Consider the following 20,460-nt stretch of genomic DNA (forward strand, 5'->3'; position numbering starts at 1 on the left):
AGCATGTCAGCTTGCGCGTCGGCGAGCAGTCCCAGGCGCGCCAGGCTTCCGAATGTCGTGCGGACCTCGTTCAACGCGTCCGCCTCAAGCCTTGCGAACTCTTCCGCAGAACGGGCCTTGACGTCGATCATGGTGACCGCGTGTCCGGCATAAGCGAAGGCGACCGCAATCCCGCGGCCCATGCGACCGGCGCCGAGACAGGCGATGTTGGTGCGGGCGGTCATCGGGCAAAGCCCTCACGCAGTAGCGTTTGCAAGTCGACCTGGCTGAGTTGGCCGAGGCCCAAGGTTGCGAGCGTACGGCCGTTTCTTGCAAAATCTTCGCTGCAGATGGCGCCGCCGATGGCGAGAAAGGCTCGCGCGAGCGGAGTTGCAACGCCGGCCAGCTCGGCGACCGAGACGAGGAGCGAGAGCCCGAGCCGGAGATCCTCGCGCATGTAGCGGTGGTCGCTGAGCACGATCTGCTCGCGCCAGTCGCCGGAATCGGTGAGGCGGTCGTGCGAGCCGCGGCCGTACATCCAGATTTCGCCGTCCTTTGCATAATGATGGGCAAGCGGGAAGTGCGGAGCCCCGTAGCCGAGCTTTTCGCGCACGGCGATGCGCTCGTCATCGAGCGCATCCGTCACCCGGCGGATCGCGGCTTGCGTGCCTTCCTTGTGGATGTCCCAGCGTTCAAAATGCTCGATTGGTCCCGCGTTCATGACGATCAGCGGCGGATGAATGATCGGTCCTGCGTTCATCAAGGCGCCGGAGAGGGCGTCTCCACAAGGCTCGATCGCGCCGGGAAACGCACGGCTGATCACTTCGAGTGCGTGCGGGGCCTGACTAAGCGGGAACACGCCGACCGGCAATCGCTTGGCGCGGATGGTGATCGCGACCTCGAACGGCCCATGCTTGCGCGTCAGCCAGGGCAGCGTGCCGGTTTCGGCAAAGCTCACCTCGGCGCGATTTCCGCAAGCGCGCAGAGCCAGAGCGAAGATCATCGAGCCGAAGGTTGCCGGCGGCAGAAACACGACCTGTCCGTCCCGCAGGTGCGGCGCAAGCAGGCGAGCGATATCCTGCTGGGCAAAGGCCGGTGCGGGGCAAAGGATCAGCTCGGCGTTGCTGGTCGCCTCGACAATATCGGTCGTGACCAGTGCGAGCTTTGCATCATGCCGGCCGTTGTGGTCCTTGACGAGGATGTGCGAACCTGATGCGCGGTGCGCCGCCACTTGATCTCCGTCGCGCCGCCAGAGCCGAACCTCGTGCCCGGAGAGAGTAAAATCACCGGCGGCTGCGAAAGAGCCATTACCGCCACCCAGCACGGCAATCCTCAAGAGACTTCTCCTTGTGCGCGCGACTGTGCGTCGAGCTGCTTCAGCAGGAAATGCTGCACCTTGCCCAGCGCTGTGCGCGGCAGGTCGGTGACAAAGACGAACTCGCGCGGAACCTTGTAGCGCGCGAGCTGCTCCTGCAAATTCGCTTTCAACTGGTCGGCGTTGGGCCGACGATCCGACCGCGGGATCACATAGGCGACCGGCACTTCATCCCAGCGCGGATCAGGCCTGCCGATCACTGCGCATTCGCTGACGTCGGGATGCTCCAGCAGGACGCGTTCGACCTCGGCCGGATAGATGTTTTCGCCGCCGGAAATGATCAAGTTCTTCTTGCGATCCCGGACCCAGAAATATCCGTCGTCATCACACAGGCCAATGTCGCCAGTGCGGTACCAGCCGTCATGCAGCGCGTCGCTGGTAGCAATCTCGTTGCCCCAATATTCGAAAAAGACATTGGGGCCGCGCACTGCGATCTCGCCAGGTGTTCCAGGCGCGACCTCAGTGCCATCATGGCCGATCACCTTCGCTTCGCAGCAGAGGCCGGGCAGGCCGGTCGAGCCTGCGCGCGACAAATCTCCGCCGAGCCGGGTATATACGGCGATCGGGCAAGTCTCGGTCGAGCCGTAGACTTGCAGGACCGGAACACCGCGCGCGACGAAGCGCTCGATCAGGTGTGGCGGCACGATGGTCGATCCTGTGGCGATGGCCTTCAGGGACGAGAGATCGGCCGCAGCCCAGCCGGGATGATCGCTCACCGCCTGGATGATCGCCGGTACCAATACGGTCAGTGTCGGGCGGTCGCGCTCGAAGCTGGCAAGCGCAGCCTCCGGCGTGAAACGCGAATGAATCGTGACAGTCGCACCCACGTGCAGAGCCGGCGTGGTCTGGATATTGAGTCCTCCGACGTGAAAGAACGGCAGTACCGTCAGCACGTGGTCGTCCGACGTCAGATTGTGCATGTGCTGGCTCATGACGCCGTTCCAGAACAGTGCTTCCTGACGCAGCACCGCGCCCTTCGGCCGGCCAGTGGTACCCGACGTGTAGACGATGAGAAGAGGACAGGCGAGATCGGCGTGCGGATTGCGCCCGTCAAGGTCGTCGCATTCCAGCAGTGAATCGAACGTGCGGCCATTCGGCGGTGCGAAACCGAGACCAAGAAGATTGATGCCCGGCAGGCTTCGCTGCAGCTCCGGAAGTACGTCGGCAAAAGCCTGTTCGAGCACCAGCACCTTGGCGCCGGCATCCGTGAGAATGAAAAGCTGCTCGGCAACCGCGAGCCGCCAGTTCAACGGCACCAGCATCGCGCCGAGCCGTGCGCACGCGTAGAGCAGGACGAGATAGTCGGGCCGGTTCAGGCTCAGGATCGCGACGCGATCGCCACGGCCGACGCCGAACTCGGCCTTCAACGCGCTGGCGGTCCGCTCGATGCGCGCGGCAAAGGCCGCATAGCTCAAGCTCTCCCCTTCGAAATGGATCGCGGGCTTGTCCGGCGCGAACGCCGCGTTGCGATCGATGAGGTGACAGAGGTCCACTGTCAGTCGTCCGATTCGCCGGGCTCGTACAGCGCCTCGCGCCCGATGCGATCGAGGCAGAGTTCGGCGGTCCAGGGCAGCATCAGCGAGCCGCAACGGCTGTCGCGATAGATGCGCTCCAGCGGCAATGATTTGAGCATGGCCTGGCCGCCGCAAGTGCGGATCGCCAGCGCTGCGAGTTCGTTGGCGCCTTCCATGACCGAATATTGTGCGGCGTAGGCCCGCAACACCTGCTCCTTGCTCGGATTGGCGCAAGCCTCGGTGACCGCCTGAAACCAGATCGCCTTGATCTGCTCGAGCTTGATCTGCATCTGAGCGACCGCGATCTGCTTGGTCGGATACATCCTGCGTTTGACCGGCGGCATGCCGGGAACCTCGCCGCGCAAATAGCGTACGGTGAAATCATAGGCCGCCTGCGCAAGGCCCATATAAGTCGGCGACAACGTCAGGAACATGTGCGGCCAACGCATCGCCGCCTGGAAATAGACGCCGCGCGGCATCAGGGCAGCGTCTTCCGGCACGAACACGTCCTTGAACAGGAGCGTGCGCGAGACCGTTCCTCGCATCCCAAGCGGATCCCAATCCCCGACCACAGATACGCCTTCCGCCTTGGCGGGAATGGCGAGGTAGAGCGTATTGCGCCGTGAAGCCTTTTCGCCTTCTTCCACCTCGGTGCAGAGCACGCCGTAGTAATCGGCATGGCCCGAGAGCGAAGCGAAGATCTTCTTCCCGTTGATGATCCAGCCGCCGCCAACCGGTTTCGCCTCGGTGCCAAATGCAACGCCGCCGGCGGCCGCCGCGCCGCCTTCCGAGAACGGCTGTGAGTAGATCGCACCATCCTCGACGATGCGCTTATAGTGGACCGCCCGACGACGCTCGTGCTCCGCACGCATTGCATCATCCATGTCGAGGTCGTCCGCCAGCGGCCCGGACCAAAGTGTCGAACACACATGCATGTTCCAGGTCAGCGCGGTCGCACCGCAATAGCGGCCAATCTCAGCCGCCGCGAGGGCGTAAGTCTGGTAGCCGGCCCCCAGCCCGCCATGCTTCTTCGGGACGGCGATGCCGAGCAGGCCGACGCGGTGCAGATCCCTATAATTCTCGGTCGGGAACACCGCGTCACGGTCATAGGCGGCGGCGCGGCCGGCGAACACGCTCTGACCGATCTCCCGCGCTCGCGCGATGATGGCAGTCTGCTCGCCGTCCAGACGAAATGCGACGGGATCGAAGATCGGCGCGTCCAGCGCGAGCTTGTCGGCTGCGCTGCTCTTGCTGACTTGCATGGTCATTGTCCGGTCACTTTGTTTTGGCCACGCTCGATTCCAGAAAATCGTTGATTGCTGCGTCGAATGCTTGGGGACGTTCGAGATTGGCGAGATGGCCGACCCCGGCGAGCTCCACGTAGCGAGCTGCGGGAATATGGCCTGCCATTTTCGCCATCATCGGCGCAGGCGCATTGTTGTCCCTGGATCCGGACAGGAGCAGCGTCGGAACGGCGATGTCCTTGAGTGTGCTTCGCTGGTCGAATCCGATCAAGGCGAGCATCATTGCGCGATAGCTCGCCTCCGGCACGCCGGCCATGCAGTCACGTGCGACATCCAGGCCCTTCGTATCGGGATTTTCGCCAACCAGCTCCTTGACGAGGGAGGGGGCGAGCGACCTCATGGTTTCGCCGCGATCGAGCGGGCCAAGCCGTGCTGCAATGAACGATTTTTGCCAGTCACCGTCGGCATTGCCGAAGGCCGGGCTGGTCTGCGCCAACACCACGGCGCGCGCGGATCGAGGATGTTGCGTCAGCCATTGCTGCACGATCATTCCCCCGATCGAATGGCCAACCAGGATGGGGCCGTTGGCTTCGATCTGTTTCAGGAACTCCTGCAAGGCCCCCGCCAGTGCGGCGATGCTGACGTTTGGGAGCGGTTGCGACCCGCCATAGCCCGGCATGTCCCAGGCAACTGCACGAAAACGCCTGCCAAATGTCGTGAGCTGGTGACGCCAGGCACGCGCGGCACCGCCAATGCCATGCAGAAAGACCAAAGGCATCGCGTCCGGACTGCCTGCGACCTCATAGGCAAAGCGTCCATCCCTGGTTATCGTCGGCGTCGGTTGCTGCACGCGGCTTCCTCTTGCTCGGCCCGCCGATGCTAACAGGCCTGTCGGGGATGGGAAGGGATAACTTTATACTTAAAGCAATTTCCGGGCCGGTGCCTCGCGAGGGCTGAAATGGGCCCTTCCATTGCAATAATTTGAAGCTTAAAATATATCCGGAAGGCTCGACCCATCGGTGCCTGTCAGGGAGGCTGCGCATGTCCGGACTGCCGCGTTCTTCGCATGCACTCGTGACAGGCGGTGGCCGCGGCATCGGCCGTGCGATCGCAGCAGCTTTGACAGGAGCCGGCGCCACGGTCACCGTTCTCGGCCGCAACGCAGCGACGCTGGAAGAGGCTGTCAGGGCAGGTGCAGCGCATTTTGCCGCCGTCGCCGATGTCTCGGATGAGGCGGCGCTGAGGGCTGCGATCGCCAAGGCGGCAGAGCGGCAGCCCATCGATATCCTGATCGCAAACGCCGGCAGTGCGGAGTCCGCGCCATTTGCGAAATCGGACGCCGCGCTCTTTGCCCGGATGATGGACGTCAACTTCATGGGCGTGGTGCACGCCGTCCGGGCCGTGCTGCCTGGGATGAAGGATCGGCCTTACGGCCGCGTCGTCGCGATCGCATCGACTGCGGGACTGAAAGGCTATGCTTACGTCAGCGCTTATGTTGCTGCCAAACACGCCGTGATCGGGCTCGTGCGTTCGCTGGCGCTGGAAATGGCAAGTGGCAATATCACCGTGAATGCCGTCTGCCCGGGCTTTACGGACACGGATCTCGTTGCCGATAGCATCGAGAACATCATGAAGAAGACAGGGCGGAGCCGCGAGCAGGCCATCGCCGATCTCGCGCGGCATAACCCGCAAGGTCGGCTCGTCACGCCTCGGGAGGTGGCAGACGCCGTGCTCTGGCTATGCGGTGAAGGAGCCGGCGCAATCACGGGCCAGGCTATCGCAGTGGCCGGCGGCGAAATATAGACCGCAAGGTAGCGGAACAAGAATGACAGGGAGTTCTCATGAGCAGACCAGCCAATCCCGTTACCGTGCCGTTGGCGGATTATTCCCCCCGGCATTTCCTGCTTGCAGTGGTTGACCATGTGGCCACGGTCACATTGAATCGCCCGGAACGAAAAAATCCCCTGACGTTCGAAAGCTATCGCGAGCTTACCGACTTCTTCCGCGCCTGCGCGTTCGATGACGAAGTGAAGGCCATCGTCGTCACCGGCGCCGGCGGCAATTTTTCCTCGGGCGGCGACGTGTTCGAGATCATCGGTCCCCTCGTCAAGATGGACACCAAAGGGCTCACGGCCTTTACGCGGATGACCGGCGATCTCGTCAAGGCGATGCGGGCCTGCCCGCAGCCAATCGTCGCCGCGGTGGAAGGCATCTGTGCCGGCGCGGGTGCAATCGTCGCCATGGCTTCGGACATGCGGCTGGCGGCAAGTGGGGCCAAGGTTGCGTTTCTCTTCAACAAGGTCGGACTCGCCGGCTGCGATATGGGGGCCTGCGCCATCCTGCCGCGGATCATCGGTCAGTCTCGGGCCTCGGAGCTGCTTTACACCGGGCGTTTCATGACCGCGGAGGAGGGCGAGCGCTGGGGGTTCTTCAGCCGCATCGTCACAACCGAGCAGGTTTTGCCGCAGGCGCAACTGCTGGCGAAGCAAGTCGCGGAAGGCCCGACTTTCGCCAACACCATGACCAAGCGGATGCTGGCGATGGAATGGGCCATGTCGGTGGAAGAGGCCATCGAGGCGGAGGCCGTGGCACAGGCTTTGTGCATGACGACGGCCGATTTCAACCGCGCTTTCGAGGCCTTCGCCAACAAGGTTAAGCCCGTCTTCAGGGGAGACTAAGGCTCGCTCCGCAGCAGGATTCCAAGGAGCCTAGAATTAAGTCTAAGCCCAAGACCCCAGGCGGCGCTGAAGGCGGGGCAACAAAGCCGCTTGCGGCGGAGTGACCGCCCATGCAACGTTAACCCCATTGCCTGGCGTGTATCGAGTGGAGTTTGGGCGATGAAGGCGATTATCGTTGGTGGCGGTATCGGAGGCCTCACCACGGCGTTGATGCTGCGCGCGCGCGGCATTGCGTGCGAGATCTTTGAACAAGCTGATACCATTCGCGAGCTTGGCGTCGGAATCAACACCCTGCCGCACGCCATGCGCGAGCTTGCCGGGCTCGGTCTGTTGCCGAATCTGGACGAGGTCGCGATCCGCACCGACCAGCTCTATTATCTCAATCGTCACGGTCAGGAAGTCTGGCGCGAGGCGCGCGGCATCGACGCGGGTCATGACGTGCCGCAATTCTCGATTCATCGAGGCCGCTTGCAGGGCGTCATCCACCGCGCGGTCGAGGAGCGGCTCGGGCCCGAGATCATTCACACAGGTTGTCGCCTGGGCGCCTTCAACCAGGACGAAGGCGGCGTCACCGCCTATTTCTTTGATCGCTCCGGCGGACACGTCCACACGGCGCATGGTGACATCCTGATTGGCGCCGACGGCATCCATTCGCGCGTGCGCGAGACGCTGTTTCCGAACGAGGGACCGCCCTGCTGGAACGGCCTGATGCTATGGCGCGGTGCGCGAGACTGGCCGGTGTTCCTTACCGGCAAGTCGATGATCGTCGCCGGTGGCCTGAACGCCAAGGTCGTGGTCTATCCGATCGCGGAGGGCTCGAGCCCCGCGAGCCGCCTCACGAACTGGGCGGTGCTGGTGAAGATCGGCGAGGGCAATGCGCCGCCTCCGCGCAAGGAGGACTGGTCGCGGCCGGGTCGGCGCGAGGAACTGATGCCGCACGTCGCGCGCTTCTCGGTGCCTTATATCGACGTCAAGAGCCTGATCTCGGCAACGCCCGAGTTCTACGAATATCCCACCTGTGACCGCGATCCCTTGCCCTATTGGTCGTCGGGGCGGGTTACGCTGCTGGGTGATGCCGCGCATCCGATGTATCCGGTCGGCTCGAACGGCGCGTCTCAGGCCATTCTCGATGCGCGCTGCCTTGCGGACCTATTGGCGCGCTCCGAGCACCCGCGCCAGGCGCTGGTCGAGTACGAGAAGAAGCGCCTGCCGATGACGGCCGAGATTGTCCGCTCCAATCGTCGCGGCGGCCCGGAAGGGGTGATCGATGCGGTCGAGCAGCTCGCGCCCGATGGTTTCGACAACGTCGAGAACGTCCTGAGTTACTCGCAGCGCGAGGCGATCGTGCGCGGCTATGCGACGAAGGCGGGCTTCGCCGCAGTGCCGGGTCTTGCCGCCGTCAGGGCGTGACGCAGCGCCGCCGCCTAGGATGGCGGCGGGGGCAGGAAGTGGATGTTGAACTCTGCGGCCATCGCGACGACGTCCTCGGGCTTCTGTTCCTTCATGTTGTGAAGACCCCAGAACAGGTCGTAGAGCTTGCGGCTCGGTGAGACCCAGAACAGCACCTTCGCCGTCTGCTCCGACTTGTTGAAGATGCCGTGCGGGACGCCCATGCCGAGGCGGATCAAGTCGCCGGGCGTCGCCTGCGCTTCGGTATTGCCGAGCAGGAAATCGAGCTTTCCCTCCAGCATATAGAGATACTCGTCCTGGTCCGGATGGATATGCGGCGGCACGAAGGTGCCGGGCGGCAGCGTCGCGTGCCAGGAGAAGCTGTGCTCGGCATAGCTCTTTGGCACATAGGTCTGGCCGAGAATGTTCCAGGAAATGCCCTGGATACCCTCATTGGCCCTCGTGATGCCGGTGATCTCGCTCTTCACTTGAATTCCTCCCTTTATTCGACCCTCGACGCGGCATTCAGTTCGCCGGCTTGCAGTCTTTTGCGTAACGGTCGCCGTAGTTCTCGAAGACCTTTTGAACGATCTCGGTCTGGAATTTTCCGTCAGGGCGCTTGGCGACCTTGGTCAGATAGAAATCCTGGATCGGATAGCCGTTGGTGTTGAATTTGAAGGAGCCGCGCAGCGAGGTGAAGTCGGCTTTCTTCAATGCTGCGCCCACGGCTTCCTTGTTGGAGAGGTCGCCTTTCACCGCTTTGACCGCGCTGTCGATCAACATCGCGGCATCATAGGCCTGGAAAGCATAGGTGCCTGGCACGCTGTTGTAGGCGGCTTCATAGGCCGCGACGAACTTCTTGTTTTGCGGGTTGTCGAGATTGGGCGCCCAATTCGCGCCGCCGAACATGCCCACCGCCGCGTCCTGCTGCGCCGGCAAGGTGGATTCGTCGACCGTGAAGGCCGACAGCACCGGGATCGTATCGGCGAGCCCCGCCTGCCGGTACTGCTTGACGAGGTTGACGCCAAGGCCGCCCGGCATGAAGGTGAAGAGCGCATCGGGCTTGAGCGAAGAAATCTTCGAAAGCTCCGGCTGAAAGTCCAGTGTGTTGAGCGGCATATAGGATTCCTCGACGATTTCGCCCTTGTAGTCGAGCTTGAAACCGGCCGCCGAATCCTTGCCGGCCTGATAGTTCGGTACCATCACATACATGCGCTTGTAGCCGCGATCCTGGGCCACCTTGCCGAGGATCTCGTGCACCTGGTCGTTCTGGTAGGAGGTCACGTAGAAGAACGGGCTACAGTCCTTGCCGGCGTAGGTCGACGGGCCGGCATTGGGGCTGATCAGGAAGGTCTTGGACTCCGTAACCGGGCGATGGATTGCTTGCAGGATGTTGGAGAAGATCGGCCCGACCACGAAATCGACCTTGTCGCGCTCGAGCAAGCCCTTGACCTTGGTCACCGCCGCATCCGGCTTCAGCTCATCGTCGACCACCACGACCTCGACATCGCGGCCGCCCATCTTGCCGCCGAGATCCTTGACCGCGAGCGCGAAACCGTCGCGAACCTGCTGGCCAAGCGCGGCGGCAGGGCCCGACAGGGTCACGATCACGCCGAGCTTGATCTTCTCCTGCGCAAGTGCCGGGTCCAGTGCGGCGCCGACGAGCAAAGCCAATCCCGCCAACTTCAGTTGCTTCTTCATGATCTCTCCCCCGATATGCTCGCGCTCACGCTACAGCCTTGTCGTTCGATCCAAGCTTATTCTGATGACGGCGTCCGCGGCAAGCAGTGCCGAAGCTTGCTGCATCTTGCGTTGCGCCACCAGCCCCACGCCATATGCAAGCGGCGCGCCAATTGCTTGAAGCCTAAAGAAATTCGGCCCGCACTGGTTGTCCGGCGCGTTTTGGGCTTGCGGCGAGGCAGAAATTACTTGAAGCTCAAAACGACCGTTGGCTCGCTTCCGCCGCCAGTGCCGTGACATAAGTGACCGCACCACGATGCTCGATTCCGAGACCAAGGCTGTCGAACTTCCGGACGACCACGCCGAAGAGCTTCGGCTGTGGCTGCGTCTGTTGACCTGTACGACCCTGATCGAGGGTGAGGTGCGCAGCCGCCTGCGGGAGCGGTTCGACGTCACGTTGCCTCGCTTCGATCTGATGGCGCAACTCGACAAGGCGCCGGACGGCATGACCTTGTCCGACGTCTCCAAACGGATGATGGTCTCCAACGGCAACGTCACCGGGCTCGTCGAACGCCTCGTTGAATCCGGGCACCTCGATCGCCGCACGTCCGACACCGACCGCCGCGTCCAGGTCATCCGGCTGACGAAGCTTGGCCGCGCCGAGTTTCGCAAGATGGCCGCGGAACACGAAACGTGGATTGCCGACGTCTTTGCCGATCTCACGCCAAAGGACGTGCGTGAATTGATGCGCCTCCTGGCCAAGACCAAAGCCTCGGCCCAGAAATCCGCTTCGCGCCGCAGAACGTAGGCTATTCCGCAGCGAACTCTCCCCCTGCCGTCAGAAAAAGCACGGGATGTCCAAAATCTGCTATTGCGCCAAATTATTTTAAGCCTAAAATGATTTCCCAGATAGTGCTGCCGGGTGCTCTCCAAGCTGAAAGGAGCGTGCGATGGCTAACGCCGCCAAGGTTCAACTTCCGGGCTCATATGACGGCAGGGCTGGAACGGCCCACGCCGACACCTTTGCCCTGCAACATCTGCCGCCCCGCGATCTCTGGCCCGAGTTCATCTTCACGCGGCCGGAGCTGCAGTATCCGCGGCGATTGAACTGTGTCAGCTACTTCCTTGATCGCTGGGTCGAAGAGGGGCATGGCGATGCGCCATGCGCGATCAGTCCTTCCGTCAGCTACAGCTATCGCGAGCTGCAACAGCTCGTGAACCGCATTGCCAACGTGCTGGTCGGCAAGCTTGGCCTCGTGACCGGCGGCCGCGTCCTGCTCCGCTCGGCGAACAATCCGATGATGGTCGCGACTTATCTTGCGGTCATCAAGGCCGGCGGCATCGTGGTTGCGACCATGCCCTTGTTGCGCGCCAAGGAGCTTCTGTATCCAATCCAGAAGGCCGAGATCACGCTGGCGCTGTGCGACGGCAAGCTATTCGACGAAATGGAGAAGGCGAAAGCAGCGGCACCCGGGTTGAAGCACGTCGTTTACTGGGGCACCGGTGCTGCGGACTCGCTGGAAGCGCTTACCGCGGACGCGAGCCCCGAGTTTGGTGCGGTTGACACGGCGTCGGACGATGTTTGCCTGATCGCCTTCACGTCGGGCACGACCGGCGACCCCAAGGGCACCATGCATTTCCACCGGGATATGCTGGCGGTCTGCGACGGCTATGCGCGCAATGTCCTGCGGGCGAAGCAGGACGATCGTTTCATCGGTTCGGCGCCGCTGGCCTTTACGTTTGGCTTCGGCGGCGTGTTGTTCCCGATGCATATCGGCGCGTCCTTCGTCGTCCTGGAGAAGACCACTCCGGAGGATTTTCTTGCGGCCATCGAGCGCTACAAGACCACGGTCTGCTTCACGGCGCCGACAGCGTACCGCGCGATGCTCGGCAAGATCGCAGGCCGCGATATCTCCTCCTTGCGCAAGTGCGTCTCCGCCGGCGAGACCCTGCCCAAGCCGACGTTCGACGCCTGGCTGAAGGCAACCGGCATCAAGTTGATGGACGGTATCGGTTCGACCGAATTGCTGCACATCTTCATCAGCGCGACGGAAGACGAGATTCGCCCAGGCGCTACCGGCAAGCCGGTGCCGGGTTACGAGGCGAAGATCGTCGATGATGACGGCAACGACGTGCCATCAGGCACCATGGGGCGCCTAGCGGTCCGTGGGCCGACCGGATGCCGGTATCTTGCCGACGAGCGGCAGCGCAAATATGTCCACAACGGCTGGAACATCACCGGCGACACCTATGTGATGGATGCCGACGGGTACTTCTGGTACCAGTCGCGCTCCGACGACATGATCGTTTCGGCCGGCTACAACATCGCCGGTACCGATGTTGAAGCAGCTCTTCTGACGCATCCGGCGGTCGCCGAATCCGGCGTCGTCGGGGCGCCCGATGAAGCACGCGGCATGATCGTGAAGGCGTATGTAGTCCTCGCCCCCGGCGTCGTGCCGGACGCGCGGCTCACGACGGAGCTGCAGGAGCATGTCAAGCGCGAGATCGCTCCCTATAAGTATCCACGTGCGATCGAGTTCGTGACGCAATTGCCGAAGACCGAGACCGGCAAGTTGAAGCGCTTTGCCCTGCGGCAGATGGCGCAGGCGGCCGCTTTGTCGCCTGGCGTCGACACCAAATAAGAGAGGAATGGACGATTGTCTGCAACGACGCCGAAAAGCCCGCAGCTCGCAACCCTGCCGATCAGGGAAGATGCATCTCCGACCCGGATCCTGCAGCCGTCCGGCTGGCCGATGCCGAAGGGCTATGCCAACGGCGTGGCGGCGGAAGGACGCATCGTCGTCACAGGCGGAGTGATCGGCTGGGACACGGAGGAGCGCCTCGCGGATGGCTTTGTCGCGCAGGTTCGTCAAACGTTGAGCAACATCGCGGCGATCCTTGCCGAGGGGGGCGCGCGGCCGGAGCACCTCGTGCGTCTCACATGGTATGTCGTTGATATGGACGAGTATCTGGCCAACCTGAAGGCGCTTGGCCAGATTTATCGGGAGATTTTTGGCGCGCATTATCCGGCGATGGCGCTGGTGCAGGTCGTCAGGCTGGTAGAGAAGGCGGCGCGCGTCGAAATCGAAGCCACCGCCGTGATCCCGCGCTAAGGCGCCGATCAGCTCGCCTTGGCGAGATTCTCGTCCTCCGGTGAGTTCAGATAGACGCCGGAGATGGTGTCGACCCAGCACAGATGGTCGTGCACTTTCTTCACGCCGTCGATATTCTCGGCCGCGACGATTGCCGCGCGGCGCGCGCTCTCGTCGGTGATGACGCCGCTCAGGTGGACGATGCCGTCGCGGACGATGACGTTCAGTCCGAACGGGCACCAGTCGTTCTTTTCCATCGTGTCAATGATGCGGCTGCGGATGTGATCGTCGTCCGCCGTGGGATCGGGCACCTGCCGGGCGAGACTCGCCACAGCCTGGAGCAGGTTGGCGCGAGAGACGAGGCCGACGACCTTGTCGCCGCGCACCACGGGCAGGCGCTTGATGTTGTTCTGCTCCATGATGTCGACGATCTCGGCAAGCGCCGTGTCCTCGGTGATGGTCACCGGTGAGGTCGTCATCACTTCGGAAACCTTGCGGCCGTGTTCCTGAACGAAATCGCTGGCCGATTTTCCGGGCCCGAGGATGAACTTCAGCCAACGGCCACGCTTGCGCTGGGTCCCGATCTCGCTGCGCCGGATGAAGTCGCCCTCCGAAACGACTCCGACCAGCTTGCCGTTCTCGTCGACTACCGGAAGACCGCTGACATGGCGTTTCAGCATGATGTTCGCGGCTTCGACGATCGTGGTATCGGGCGTGACCGAGATGACCGACCGGGTCATGATCTGGTGGGCGCGCATGGCATAACTCCGCATATCCTGGGAAGAACTCTCGATGTCGCGAGCCTAGTGCAGGCGGGACTTGGCGATTTGACGCAGGTCAATGGGTCAGGGGGCGCGGGCGCGCTTGATGCAGCTCAAGGTGCGCCGGGCTCATGGTTATATTCTGGAACTGAAAGTCCAGGGCCCAGCCAGGAGGTCACCTTGAGCGGATGCGCCCGGCGACTACGTTCTGACCTAGTCAACAGGCTCAGTGCCGAGCCTCAAGCGAGGGGCTCCAAAAGGCTTCATCTTGCTTAGCTTCTTGTAGGCTGTGGCCGCTTTCTTCAGCAGTTCCTTCTTGCGCTTGCGACCGAGGAAGTGAAAACTTACGGCCGAGCCCTCATCATTCAACGTCTTGGCAAGCGCGCGGCCGCGCGTATCGTCATTGAGCTGCCCCAGGCTGCGTTGCGCTCGACGCAACTGTTTCAGAGTGGCCTTCTGCTTTTCAAGCGACTCGTCGACGAACAGGTCCTCGAGGGACTCGATCGCATAGAACAGTCGCTTGTTGCGCAGGCGCAAGCGATGCCGCTCCTTCACGCCGAGTTGTGCGAGTTTGCGCGACCTCTTCAGAAGGATCCTTTCCCACTCCGCCAACTGCTGTGCCGCGTGTTCGGCGAGCGGGCAGCGGCGCAATCTGATGGCCTCCTTGCCTCGCCGGGTTGACCAGGGGCCGCTCTCGATCCAGCCGGATGTCCGCTCGATCAGGCGACGATAGCGGGCCGATTGCAGCGCCCGTGCCAAAAGACGATGGCTTTCTGCGCGCTTTTCCTGCCACGACTGAAGCTGGGCAATCATGGCGAGTTCTTCGCCACTGGCGGCGACTATTCGCTCGATCGCGGCATCGAGGTCGCGCACCATGCCGAGCTGTCTGTGCAGCCATCTCAGTTCGATCCAGACGACCGGCCGCACGGCGTCGTCGACCATGGGAGAAAAGAAGCGGATGGCGGCGCGAAGACGCGTAAGCGCAATGCGAATCTGGTGCAGGGCGTCAGGGTCGCCGCTGCACGTTCCCTCGTGCTGAGACGTGACGGCATTGAGGTGACGGCGGGCTATGATGCGAAATGCGGTATCGCAGGCCATTCCCGCGCTCAGGCGAGCCGGCGAGGCGCTCCGTGGCGCCGCCGGCTTGACGCTGGCGGTGGCCTCCGGTGTCGTGGTGCGTCGCGCCATTGTCTTGGTTACCTGTCCCCCGCCATCCCCGTCCGGCAACGGTCGCGCGTCTGCTCTGGTGTTCCTGAGGCGTCGATGATCCTCCAGTCCAGATCGCCGATATTATAGCGCTCCTGAAGCTCGGCAACCTCTCGCGTTGCATCTGACGCGTCGTTCCGCCGGCTGCTGATACGCGCCTGACGCGTCGCCAGGTCCGCAACCAGAAAGAACCCGGTCAGAGGGACGTCGCATACCCGCGCCAGTGTGGCCATTCCGTTCCGCTCGGACTGCCGCGCAAAGACCGCGTCGATGATGACCGAATGTCCCTGCGCCAGAACGCGCCGCGCGCGCTCCGCCAGCGTTTCATAGACCCGTGCCGTAACGTCGGGCTGATAGGCGGATTGCGGCAGCGGGTCCGTTTCCTGGACCTGAAACAGCCGTTTTCGAACGACGTCGCTGCGCAGCACGACGGCTCCCGGCTGTGGCGCGATGAGGGGCGCGAGCATGCGCGCGAGCAGCGATTTTCCGGTCCCAGAAAGGCCGCCGACCGCGATCAAGCGGGGAGCCGGGGGATTGATCAGCGCCTGCGCCAGCTGAAAATAGCGGCGCGCATCGTCGATGATCCTGGTCGCATCGGCGTGGGGCCGCGCCAGCTTCGCGAGCAGCACCTGGGCGCGGATCGCCGCGCGGATGGACGTGAACAGGGGAAGCACCCCAAGTGCGTCGTCGTTTTCAGCCTCAGTGGTGACGAGGTAGCGATTGAGAGCCACATTTGCTGCCGATTGCTGTTCGTAGTGCAGCAGGTCCATTAGTGTGAATGCAAGGTCATAGAGCACGTCGATCGAAGCCATCTCGGGATCGAATTCGATGGCGTCGAACAGAGTCGGGCGGTTGTCGATCAGCACGATGTTTCCGAGATGCAGATCGCCGTGGCAGCGTCGTACAAAGCCCCGGCGTCCGCGATCCCTGAGTAGCTCACGAATGCGCACGAATGCATCGTGTGAAGCCCTTGCCAATTTGTCGATCTCGCTCTTCGAGACATGGCCGCCGCGCCGCAGACCCCTGCTATTTCCGTCGATCAGCGCCGGGATCGTTCCAATCCAGCGAGGTGCCTCGACGCGCCCTGCGATCGCGTGCGAGGCCGCGATCGCATCGGCGATGCCTGCGGCGAGATGCGCATCCAGCGGGCCCGCTTTTGCGAGGTGATCCAGCGTCCGGTTTTCGTCGAAGCGGAACATGTCCACGGCGAACTCGATTGCCGGACCTTCTCCTCCGACCCTTAGCGAGCCGTCACGCTCCTCCGTGATCGCCACCACGCCGCGGTAGATCTGCGGTGCCAGCGGCTGGTTGATCCTGATCTCCTCCTCGCAGGCTGCCTTTCTTTTCTCCAGCGTCGAATAGTCCAGGAAGGGAAAGCGGACGGCCCGCTTGATCTTCAGCGCGCGGTTGCCGTCGAGAAAAACCGAGGCCGCGTGCGTGTCGATCCGCGTGACGCCAGGGCGCGTGGACGGATCGGTCAGGAATGCGAAGATCCGCTCCTGGGTCGATGTGTCTGAGTGAGAGGGCGTCATGTACCGATATCGTCAAGGCCGCAGCACGGCCGCTCCCAGGATCTGCCCGCCCCGCAGCCTGTCCAGAACCTCGTTGGCTTCGCTCAGCGCAAAGACGGTCGTCTCGGTTCGGACGCCGGCCTGCGGCGCAATCGTCAGAAAATCCAATCCATCATGGCGAGTGAGGTTGGCGACGGAAAGCAGCTGCCGTTCCTCCCATAGCAGGCTGTAGGGGAAGCTCGGAATGTCGCTCATGTGAATGCCGGCGCAAACCACGCGGCCGCCTTTGCGGACCGCGCGCAAGGCGGCCGGCACGAGCTCGCCGGCGGGCGCGTAGATGATGGCGGCGTCGAGTGGTGCATCGGGCAGCTCGTCCGATGCCCCAGCCCAGACGGCGCCGAGACTGCGCGCAAAATCCTGCGCCGCGATGTCGCCATGGCGCGTAAAGGCGTAGACCGATCGCCGCTGCCAAATCGCGACCTGGGCGACGATGTGGCCCGCGGCTCCGAAGCCATAGATCCCGAGCCTTTCCGCGTGTCCTGCCATCACCAGCGAACGCCAGCCGATCAGGCCCGCGCATAGCAGCGGCGCGATCGCGACATCGTCGCCATCCTCCCCAAGCGGAAATGCGTAGCGCGCATCGGCAATGGCATGCGTCGCATAACCGCCGTCGCGGGTGCAGCCCGTGAACAACGGGTGATCGCAGAGATTTTCCATGCCCTCGCGGCAGAACCGGCAGGTGCCGCAGGTGTAGCCGAGCCAGGGGATGCCGACGCGATCTCCTGGCCGATGAGTGGTCACGTCGGGCCCGATGAGATCGACGCGGCCGACGATCTCATGACCGGGGACAATCGGATAGCGGATGTCGGGCAACTCTCCGTCAACCACATGAAGGTCGGTACGGCAGACGCCGCAGGCACTGACCTTCACCCGAATCTGGCCGTCGCCGGGGATCGGGTCGGGTCGTTCATCCATCCGCAGCCGCGCTCGCGGGCCGGGCAGCACCATCGCACGCATCAGTCTCTCCCGGGCCCATCGCAGGGATCATATCGATCCTAGCGTGGGAACACGGCAAGTCCTTGACGTCCATCAAGTCTCGTCGTCGGCTTGCCGGCCGGCGTTCCCCTCGGCCTTGATGAGGATCAAGGGCCGGGTGGGGAAGCGGTCTATTTTGACCGACAGAGGAGAATCCCAATGCCCATCAAGGACGTCCTTTTGCCGCTTGTTGGTGAGCCGAGTAAGCCGGCGCTGGCCGCGATCGAGACATGCGTGGCGGCAGCCGCCGATCTCGGCGCGAAGATCACCGCGTTCGCCGTGGAGGAGGATATTCTCGTCCGGCCGATGGTGGTGGTCTCGTCGGATCTGGATAATGCGGCGGAGGTTCATGCCCTGCGCACCGTGACTGATGTCCAGGACCTGTTGAATGCATTCAGGACTGCGGCATCCCGCTTGAACGTTCGGGCTGATGGCCAGTTGCACAAATTGGAGGCGTCGGCGATTGCGTCGGCGATCGCGGAGCGCGCGCGTTACGGCGATCTCACGCTGGTCCCGGTCAAGGCCAACGACAGCCAGTCGGAACACCTGATCGAGCAGTTGATTTTCGAATCCGGCCGGCCCCTTTTGCTCTGTCCCGAAGCGTATGCCGACAAGCTGCGGGTTAAATTCGAGAACGTGGTGATCGCGTGGGACCATTCCGCGCGCGCCGCGCGGGCAGTGGGAGATGCGCTGCCGATCCTGCAGGCGGCGGCTTCGGTGCGGATCGTCACTGTCACGGACGAACAAACCGGTGACGTGATGAAGTCCGGGGCCGGCCTCGTCGATCACCTCAGGGAACACGGAGTCTTTGCGTCCTTCGAAACCGTCAGGATCGACGGCAGTTCCATCGGCAAGGTGCTCGGAAGCTATGCGAATGCCCACGCCATCGATGCGATCGTCATGGGGGCCTACCACCATTCCCGCCTGAACGAGATCGTCTGGGGCGGCGTGACCAAGACCGTCATCGGTGAGCCACCCTGTTGGGTTATGATGTCGCATTAGATGCTTCAGCCAATCTGTCATGGCCGGGTTCCAAGCACATGGCCTGGCGCCGAGCGAATGATTGCGACATGTCGACCTATCGTCTGAAGAATTTGCTGTCGCCCCGATCGGTGGCGCTCGTCGGAGCCAGCCCGCGACACGTGTCCGTGGGGCGGGCAGTTCTGGAAAACATCCGCAAGGCTCGCTTTGCGGGTGAGCTGGGGCTGGTGAACTCGCGCTATGCCGAGATCGCCGGCGTCTCCGCCGTGAACAGTCTCGACGAATTGCGATTCGTGCCGGAGCTGGTTGTCATCACCGTGCCGGCGAGCGAGGTCTCCGGCATCATCGAGCAGGCGGGCCGCCGCGGCTCGGCGGGCGCACTGATCGTGACCGCGGGCCTCGGCCATGGTCCGGGTTCCCTCGAAGAGGCGGCGCTCCTCGCGGCGCAACGATACGGCATGCGGCTGATCGGTCCCAATTGCCTGGGGATCATGATGCCCGGCGTGAACCTGAACGCGAGCTTCTCCGCGCATATGCCCGGTGCGGGAAGCCTGGCGCTGATTTCGCAGTCGGGGGCGATCGCCGCCGGCATGGTGGACTGGGCGGCTCAGCGCGGTGTCGGCTTCTCCGGCATCGTCTCGATCGGCGATCAGCTCGACGTGGATATAGCCGATCTCCTCGATTACTTCGCTCTCGACCACAAGACGCGCGCGATCCTGCTCTATATCGAGGCCATCAAGGACGCGCGGAAATTCATGTCGGCGGCGCGCGCGGCGGCGCGGGTGAAGCCGGTGGTCGTCGTGAAGTCCGGTCGCATGGCGCAAGGCGCGCGCGCTGCCGCGACGCACACCGGAGCTCTCGCCGGCGCCGATGCCGTTTACGACGCGGCGTTCCGTCGTGCCGGTATCTTGCGTGTGTCCGACCTGCGCGAGCTGTTCGATTGCGCGGAGACGCTCGGGCGTGTCGAATCGCCGGGCGGAAAGCGGCTCGCCATTCTCACCAACGGCGGCGGTATCGGCGTTCTCGCGGTCGATCGCCTGGTCGAGCTGGGCGGCATTCCCGCGCCCATGACGCCGGACACGCGGCAGAACCTCGACGCGGTGCTGCCGCCGACCTGGTCGGGTGCAAATCCCGTCGACATCGTCGGCGACGCCGACGCCGCGCGCTACGCGGCTGCGCTCGAAGTGCTGCTCGCCGACCCCGCCAACGACGCCGTGCTGGTGCTCAACGTCCAGACTGCCATCGCGTCCGCTTCTGATATTGCGACCACGGTCACCGAGCTCGTCAAGAAATACCGCGAGCAGCATCGCAGCTGGGCCAAGCCGGTGCTCGCCGCCTGGGTCGGGGCCGGCCCGACGATCGTCGAGACGCTCTCAAGCGCCGGCATCCCCAACTACCTGACAGAAGACGATGCGGTGCGCGGCTTCATGCACCTGGTGCGGCATCGCGAGCTGGTCGAAGAGCTTACGCAGGTGCCGCCAGCGATGCCCGACGCGTTTGCGCCCGACGTCGAAGTCGCCAGACAGTTCGTGAGGACGGCCATCGCGGACGGCCGCAAATGGCTCGAGCCGGTCGAGATCAAGCGGCTGCTCGAGGCCTATGATATCGCCATGGTGCCGACCTACGCGGCCGCTGACGTCGAGCAGGCGGTGGCCTATGCCAGGGAGATATTCGAGCAAGGTGCCACGGTCGTGCTCAAGATCCTGTCGCGCGACATCGTGCACAAGTCCGACGTTGGCGGCGTCGTCCTCAATCTGACCACGCCCGAAGCCGTGCGCGCTGCCGCCGCCGATATTCTGGCCCGGGCGAAAAAGCTGCGGCCCAAGGCGCGTATTTCCGGCGTCATCGTGCAGGCCATGGTCGTGAAGGCGAAGGCGCGCGAACTGATCCTGGGGCTGGCCGAGGACCCGACCTTTGGTATGGTCGTCGTGTTCGGTCGGGGCGGTACCGCGGTCGAGATCATCAATGACAAGGCGCTGGCGCTGCCGCCGCTCGACCTGCAGCTCGCGCGCGAC

19 protein-coding genes are annotated in these 20,460 nt (G+C 63.4%); 8 read left to right on the forward strand and 11 right to left on the reverse strand.

Annotation, left to right across the window (positions count from 1 at the left end; genetic code table 11):
* From SO156_RS43265 to SO156_RS43285, 5 genes are all read right to left on the reverse strand, one after another.
* Positions 1–224 (reverse strand): 3-hydroxyacyl-CoA dehydrogenase NAD-binding domain-containing protein (locus SO156_RS43265; RefSeq protein ID WP_498539100.1); only part of this gene is annotated, 224 nt, incomplete at its 3' end.
* Complete coding sequence (locus tag SO156_RS43270) at positions 221–1,315, reverse strand: NAD/NADP octopine/nopaline dehydrogenase family protein (RefSeq protein WP_458148797.1); 1,095 nt, start codon at positions 1,313–1,315, stop codon at positions 221–223. The genes SO156_RS43270 and SO156_RS43265, both read right to left, overlap by 4 nt.
* The gene (locus SO156_RS43275) at positions 1,312–2,847 is read right to left on the reverse strand and encodes a class I adenylate-forming enzyme family protein (RefSeq protein WP_458148796.1); all 1,536 of its coding nucleotides are present in this window, start codon (positions 2,845–2,847) and stop codon (positions 1,312–1,314) included. Before SO156_RS43275 ends, SO156_RS43270 begins: the two co-directional genes overlap by 4 nt.
* Positions 2,848–2,849: 2 nt before the next feature.
* Complete coding sequence (locus tag SO156_RS43280) at positions 2,850–4,136, reverse strand: acyl-CoA dehydrogenase family protein (RefSeq protein ID WP_498539101.1); 1,287 nt, start codon at positions 4,134–4,136, stop codon at positions 2,850–2,852.
* Between the two features lie 7 nt (positions 4,137–4,143).
* On the reverse strand, positions 4,144–4,962 hold the full coding sequence (locus SO156_RS43285; protein WP_458148794.1) for an alpha/beta fold hydrolase: 819 nt from the start codon (positions 4,960–4,962) through the stop codon (positions 4,144–4,146).
* 191 nt (positions 4,963–5,153) lie between these two features.
* Between SO156_RS43285 and SO156_RS43290 the strand changes: the two genes are divergently transcribed.
* The 3 genes from SO156_RS43290 (at position 5,154) to SO156_RS43300 (ending at position 8,200) form a co-directional block, all read left to right on the forward strand.
* Positions 5,154–5,915: an SDR family NAD(P)-dependent oxidoreductase gene (locus SO156_RS43290; protein ID WP_458148793.1), complete on the forward strand. Its 762-nt coding sequence runs from the start codon at positions 5,154–5,156 to the stop codon at positions 5,913–5,915.
* A 38-nt stretch (positions 5,916–5,953) separates the two neighbouring features.
* Positions 5,954–6,790, forward strand: coding sequence for an enoyl-CoA hydratase family protein (locus tag SO156_RS43295; RefSeq protein ID WP_498539102.1), 837 nt, complete (start codon positions 5,954–5,956; stop codon positions 6,788–6,790).
* Between the two features lie 159 nt (positions 6,791–6,949).
* On the forward strand, positions 6,950–8,200 hold the full coding sequence (locus SO156_RS43300) for a flavin-dependent oxidoreductase (protein WP_458148791.1): 1,251 nt from the start codon (positions 6,950–6,952) through the stop codon (positions 8,198–8,200).
* A 14-nt stretch (positions 8,201–8,214) separates the two neighbouring features.
* On the opposite strand, the gene SO156_RS43305 is transcribed toward SO156_RS43300, so the two are convergent.
* Entirely contained in the window at positions 8,215–8,667 is a 453-nt protein-coding gene (locus SO156_RS43305; protein ID WP_458148790.1) for a cupin domain-containing protein, read from the reverse strand.
* A 37-nt stretch (positions 8,668–8,704) separates the two neighbouring features.
* Positions 8,705–9,880 carry an ABC transporter substrate-binding protein gene (locus tag SO156_RS43310; RefSeq protein WP_458148789.1) on the reverse strand — a complete coding sequence of 392 codons (1,176 nt, stop codon included), beginning with the start codon at positions 9,878–9,880 and terminating at the stop codon, positions 8,705–8,707.
* Between the two features lie 295 nt (positions 9,881–10,175).
* On the opposite strand from SO156_RS43310, the gene SO156_RS43315 reads away from it, so the two are divergent.
* The 3 genes from SO156_RS43315 to SO156_RS43325 all read left to right on the forward strand — a co-directional run bounded on the left by SO156_RS43315 (position 10,176) and on the right by SO156_RS43325 (position 12,972).
* Positions 10,176–10,667: a MarR family winged helix-turn-helix transcriptional regulator gene (locus tag SO156_RS43315; protein ID WP_458148788.1), complete on the forward strand. Its 492-nt coding sequence runs from the start codon at positions 10,176–10,178 to the stop codon at positions 10,665–10,667.
* Positions 10,668–10,809: 142 nt separating this feature from the next.
* Positions 10,810–12,501: a benzoate-CoA ligase family protein gene (locus SO156_RS43320; RefSeq protein WP_498539103.1), complete on the forward strand. Its 1,692-nt coding sequence runs from the start codon at positions 10,810–10,812 to the stop codon at positions 12,499–12,501.
* 15 nt (positions 12,502–12,516) lie between these two features.
* Complete coding sequence (locus SO156_RS43325) at positions 12,517–12,972, forward strand: RidA family protein (protein WP_458148786.1); 456 nt, start codon at positions 12,517–12,519, stop codon at positions 12,970–12,972.
* Positions 12,973–12,980: 8 nt separating this feature from the next.
* On the opposite strand, the gene SO156_RS43330 is transcribed toward SO156_RS43325, so the two are convergent.
* The 4 genes from SO156_RS43330 to SO156_RS43345 form a co-directional block, all read right to left on the reverse strand.
* Positions 12,981–13,709: a CBS domain-containing protein gene (locus SO156_RS43330; protein ID WP_458148785.1), complete on the reverse strand. Its 729-nt coding sequence runs from the start codon at positions 13,707–13,709 to the stop codon at positions 12,981–12,983.
* Between the two features lie 216 nt (positions 13,710–13,925).
* The gene (locus tag SO156_RS43335) at positions 13,926–14,900 is read right to left on the reverse strand and encodes a CHAD domain-containing protein (RefSeq protein ID WP_498539104.1); all 975 of its coding nucleotides are present in this window, start codon (positions 14,898–14,900) and stop codon (positions 13,926–13,928) included.
* Between the two features lie 8 nt (positions 14,901–14,908).
* Positions 14,909–16,450, reverse strand: coding sequence for a bifunctional aminoglycoside phosphotransferase/ATP-binding protein (locus SO156_RS43340; protein WP_498539105.1), 1,542 nt, complete (start codon positions 16,448–16,450; stop codon positions 14,909–14,911).
* A 12-nt stretch (positions 16,451–16,462) separates the two neighbouring features.
* Positions 16,463–17,446, reverse strand: coding sequence for a zinc-dependent alcohol dehydrogenase family protein (locus SO156_RS43345; protein ID WP_458151366.1), 984 nt, complete (start codon positions 17,444–17,446; stop codon positions 16,463–16,465).
* Positions 17,447–17,623: 177 nt separating this feature from the next.
* Between SO156_RS43345 and SO156_RS43350 the strand changes: the two genes are divergently transcribed.
* Together SO156_RS43350 and SO156_RS43355 are read left to right on the forward strand one after the other, a co-directional pair.
* Positions 17,624–18,466, forward strand: a complete 843-nt coding sequence (locus tag SO156_RS43350) for a universal stress protein (protein ID WP_498539106.1) — start codon at positions 17,624–17,626, stop codon at positions 18,464–18,466.
* Positions 18,467–18,534: 68 nt separating this feature from the next.
* On the forward strand, positions 18,535–20,460 hold a 1,926-nt coding region (locus SO156_RS43355), incomplete at its 3' end, for an acetate--CoA ligase family protein (protein ID WP_498539107.1).

Source organism: Bradyrhizobium sp. UFLA05-125 (genome assembly GCF_059803515.1).

Bases quoted from the DNA above. Each gene is read 5' to 3' on its own strand.
- SO156_RS43335 (WP_498539104.1), bottom strand. From the start codon at position 14,900: ATGGCGCGACGCACCACGACACCGGAGGCCACCGCCAGCGTCAAGCCG.
- SO156_RS43295 (WP_498539102.1), top strand. From the start codon at position 5,954: ATGAGCAGACCAGCCAATCCCGTTACCGTGCCGTTGGCGGATTATTCC.
- SO156_RS43315 (WP_458148788.1), top strand. From the start codon at position 10,176: ATGCTCGATTCCGAGACCAAGGCTGTCGAACTTCCGGACGACCACGCC.
- SO156_RS43350 (WP_498539106.1), top strand. From the start codon at position 17,624: ATGCCCATCAAGGACGTCCTTTTGCCGCTTGTTGGTGAGCCGAGTAAG.
- SO156_RS43290 (WP_458148793.1), top strand. From the start codon at position 5,154: ATGTCCGGACTGCCGCGTTCTTCGCATGCACTCGTGACAGGCGGTGGC.
- SO156_RS43340 (WP_498539105.1), bottom strand. From the start codon at position 16,450: ATGACGCCCTCTCACTCAGACACATCGACCCAGGAGCGGATCTTCGCA.
- SO156_RS43280 (WP_498539101.1), bottom strand. From the start codon at position 4,136: ATGACCATGCAAGTCAGCAAGAGCAGCGCAGCCGACAAGCTCGCGCTG.
- SO156_RS43330 (WP_458148785.1), bottom strand. From the start codon at position 13,709: ATGCGCGCCCACCAGATCATGACCCGGTCGGTCATCTCGGTCACGCCC.
- SO156_RS43320 (WP_498539103.1), top strand. From the start codon at position 10,810: ATGGCTAACGCCGCCAAGGTTCAACTTCCGGGCTCATATGACGGCAGG.
- SO156_RS43345 (WP_458151366.1), bottom strand. From the start codon at position 17,446: ATGCGTGCGATGGTGCTGCCCGGCCCGCGAGCGCGGCTGCGGATGGAT.
- SO156_RS43310 (WP_458148789.1), bottom strand. From the start codon at position 9,880: ATGAAGAAGCAACTGAAGTTGGCGGGATTGGCTTTGCTCGTCGGCGCC.
- SO156_RS43300 (WP_458148791.1), top strand. From the start codon at position 6,950: ATGAAGGCGATTATCGTTGGTGGCGGTATCGGAGGCCTCACCACGGCG.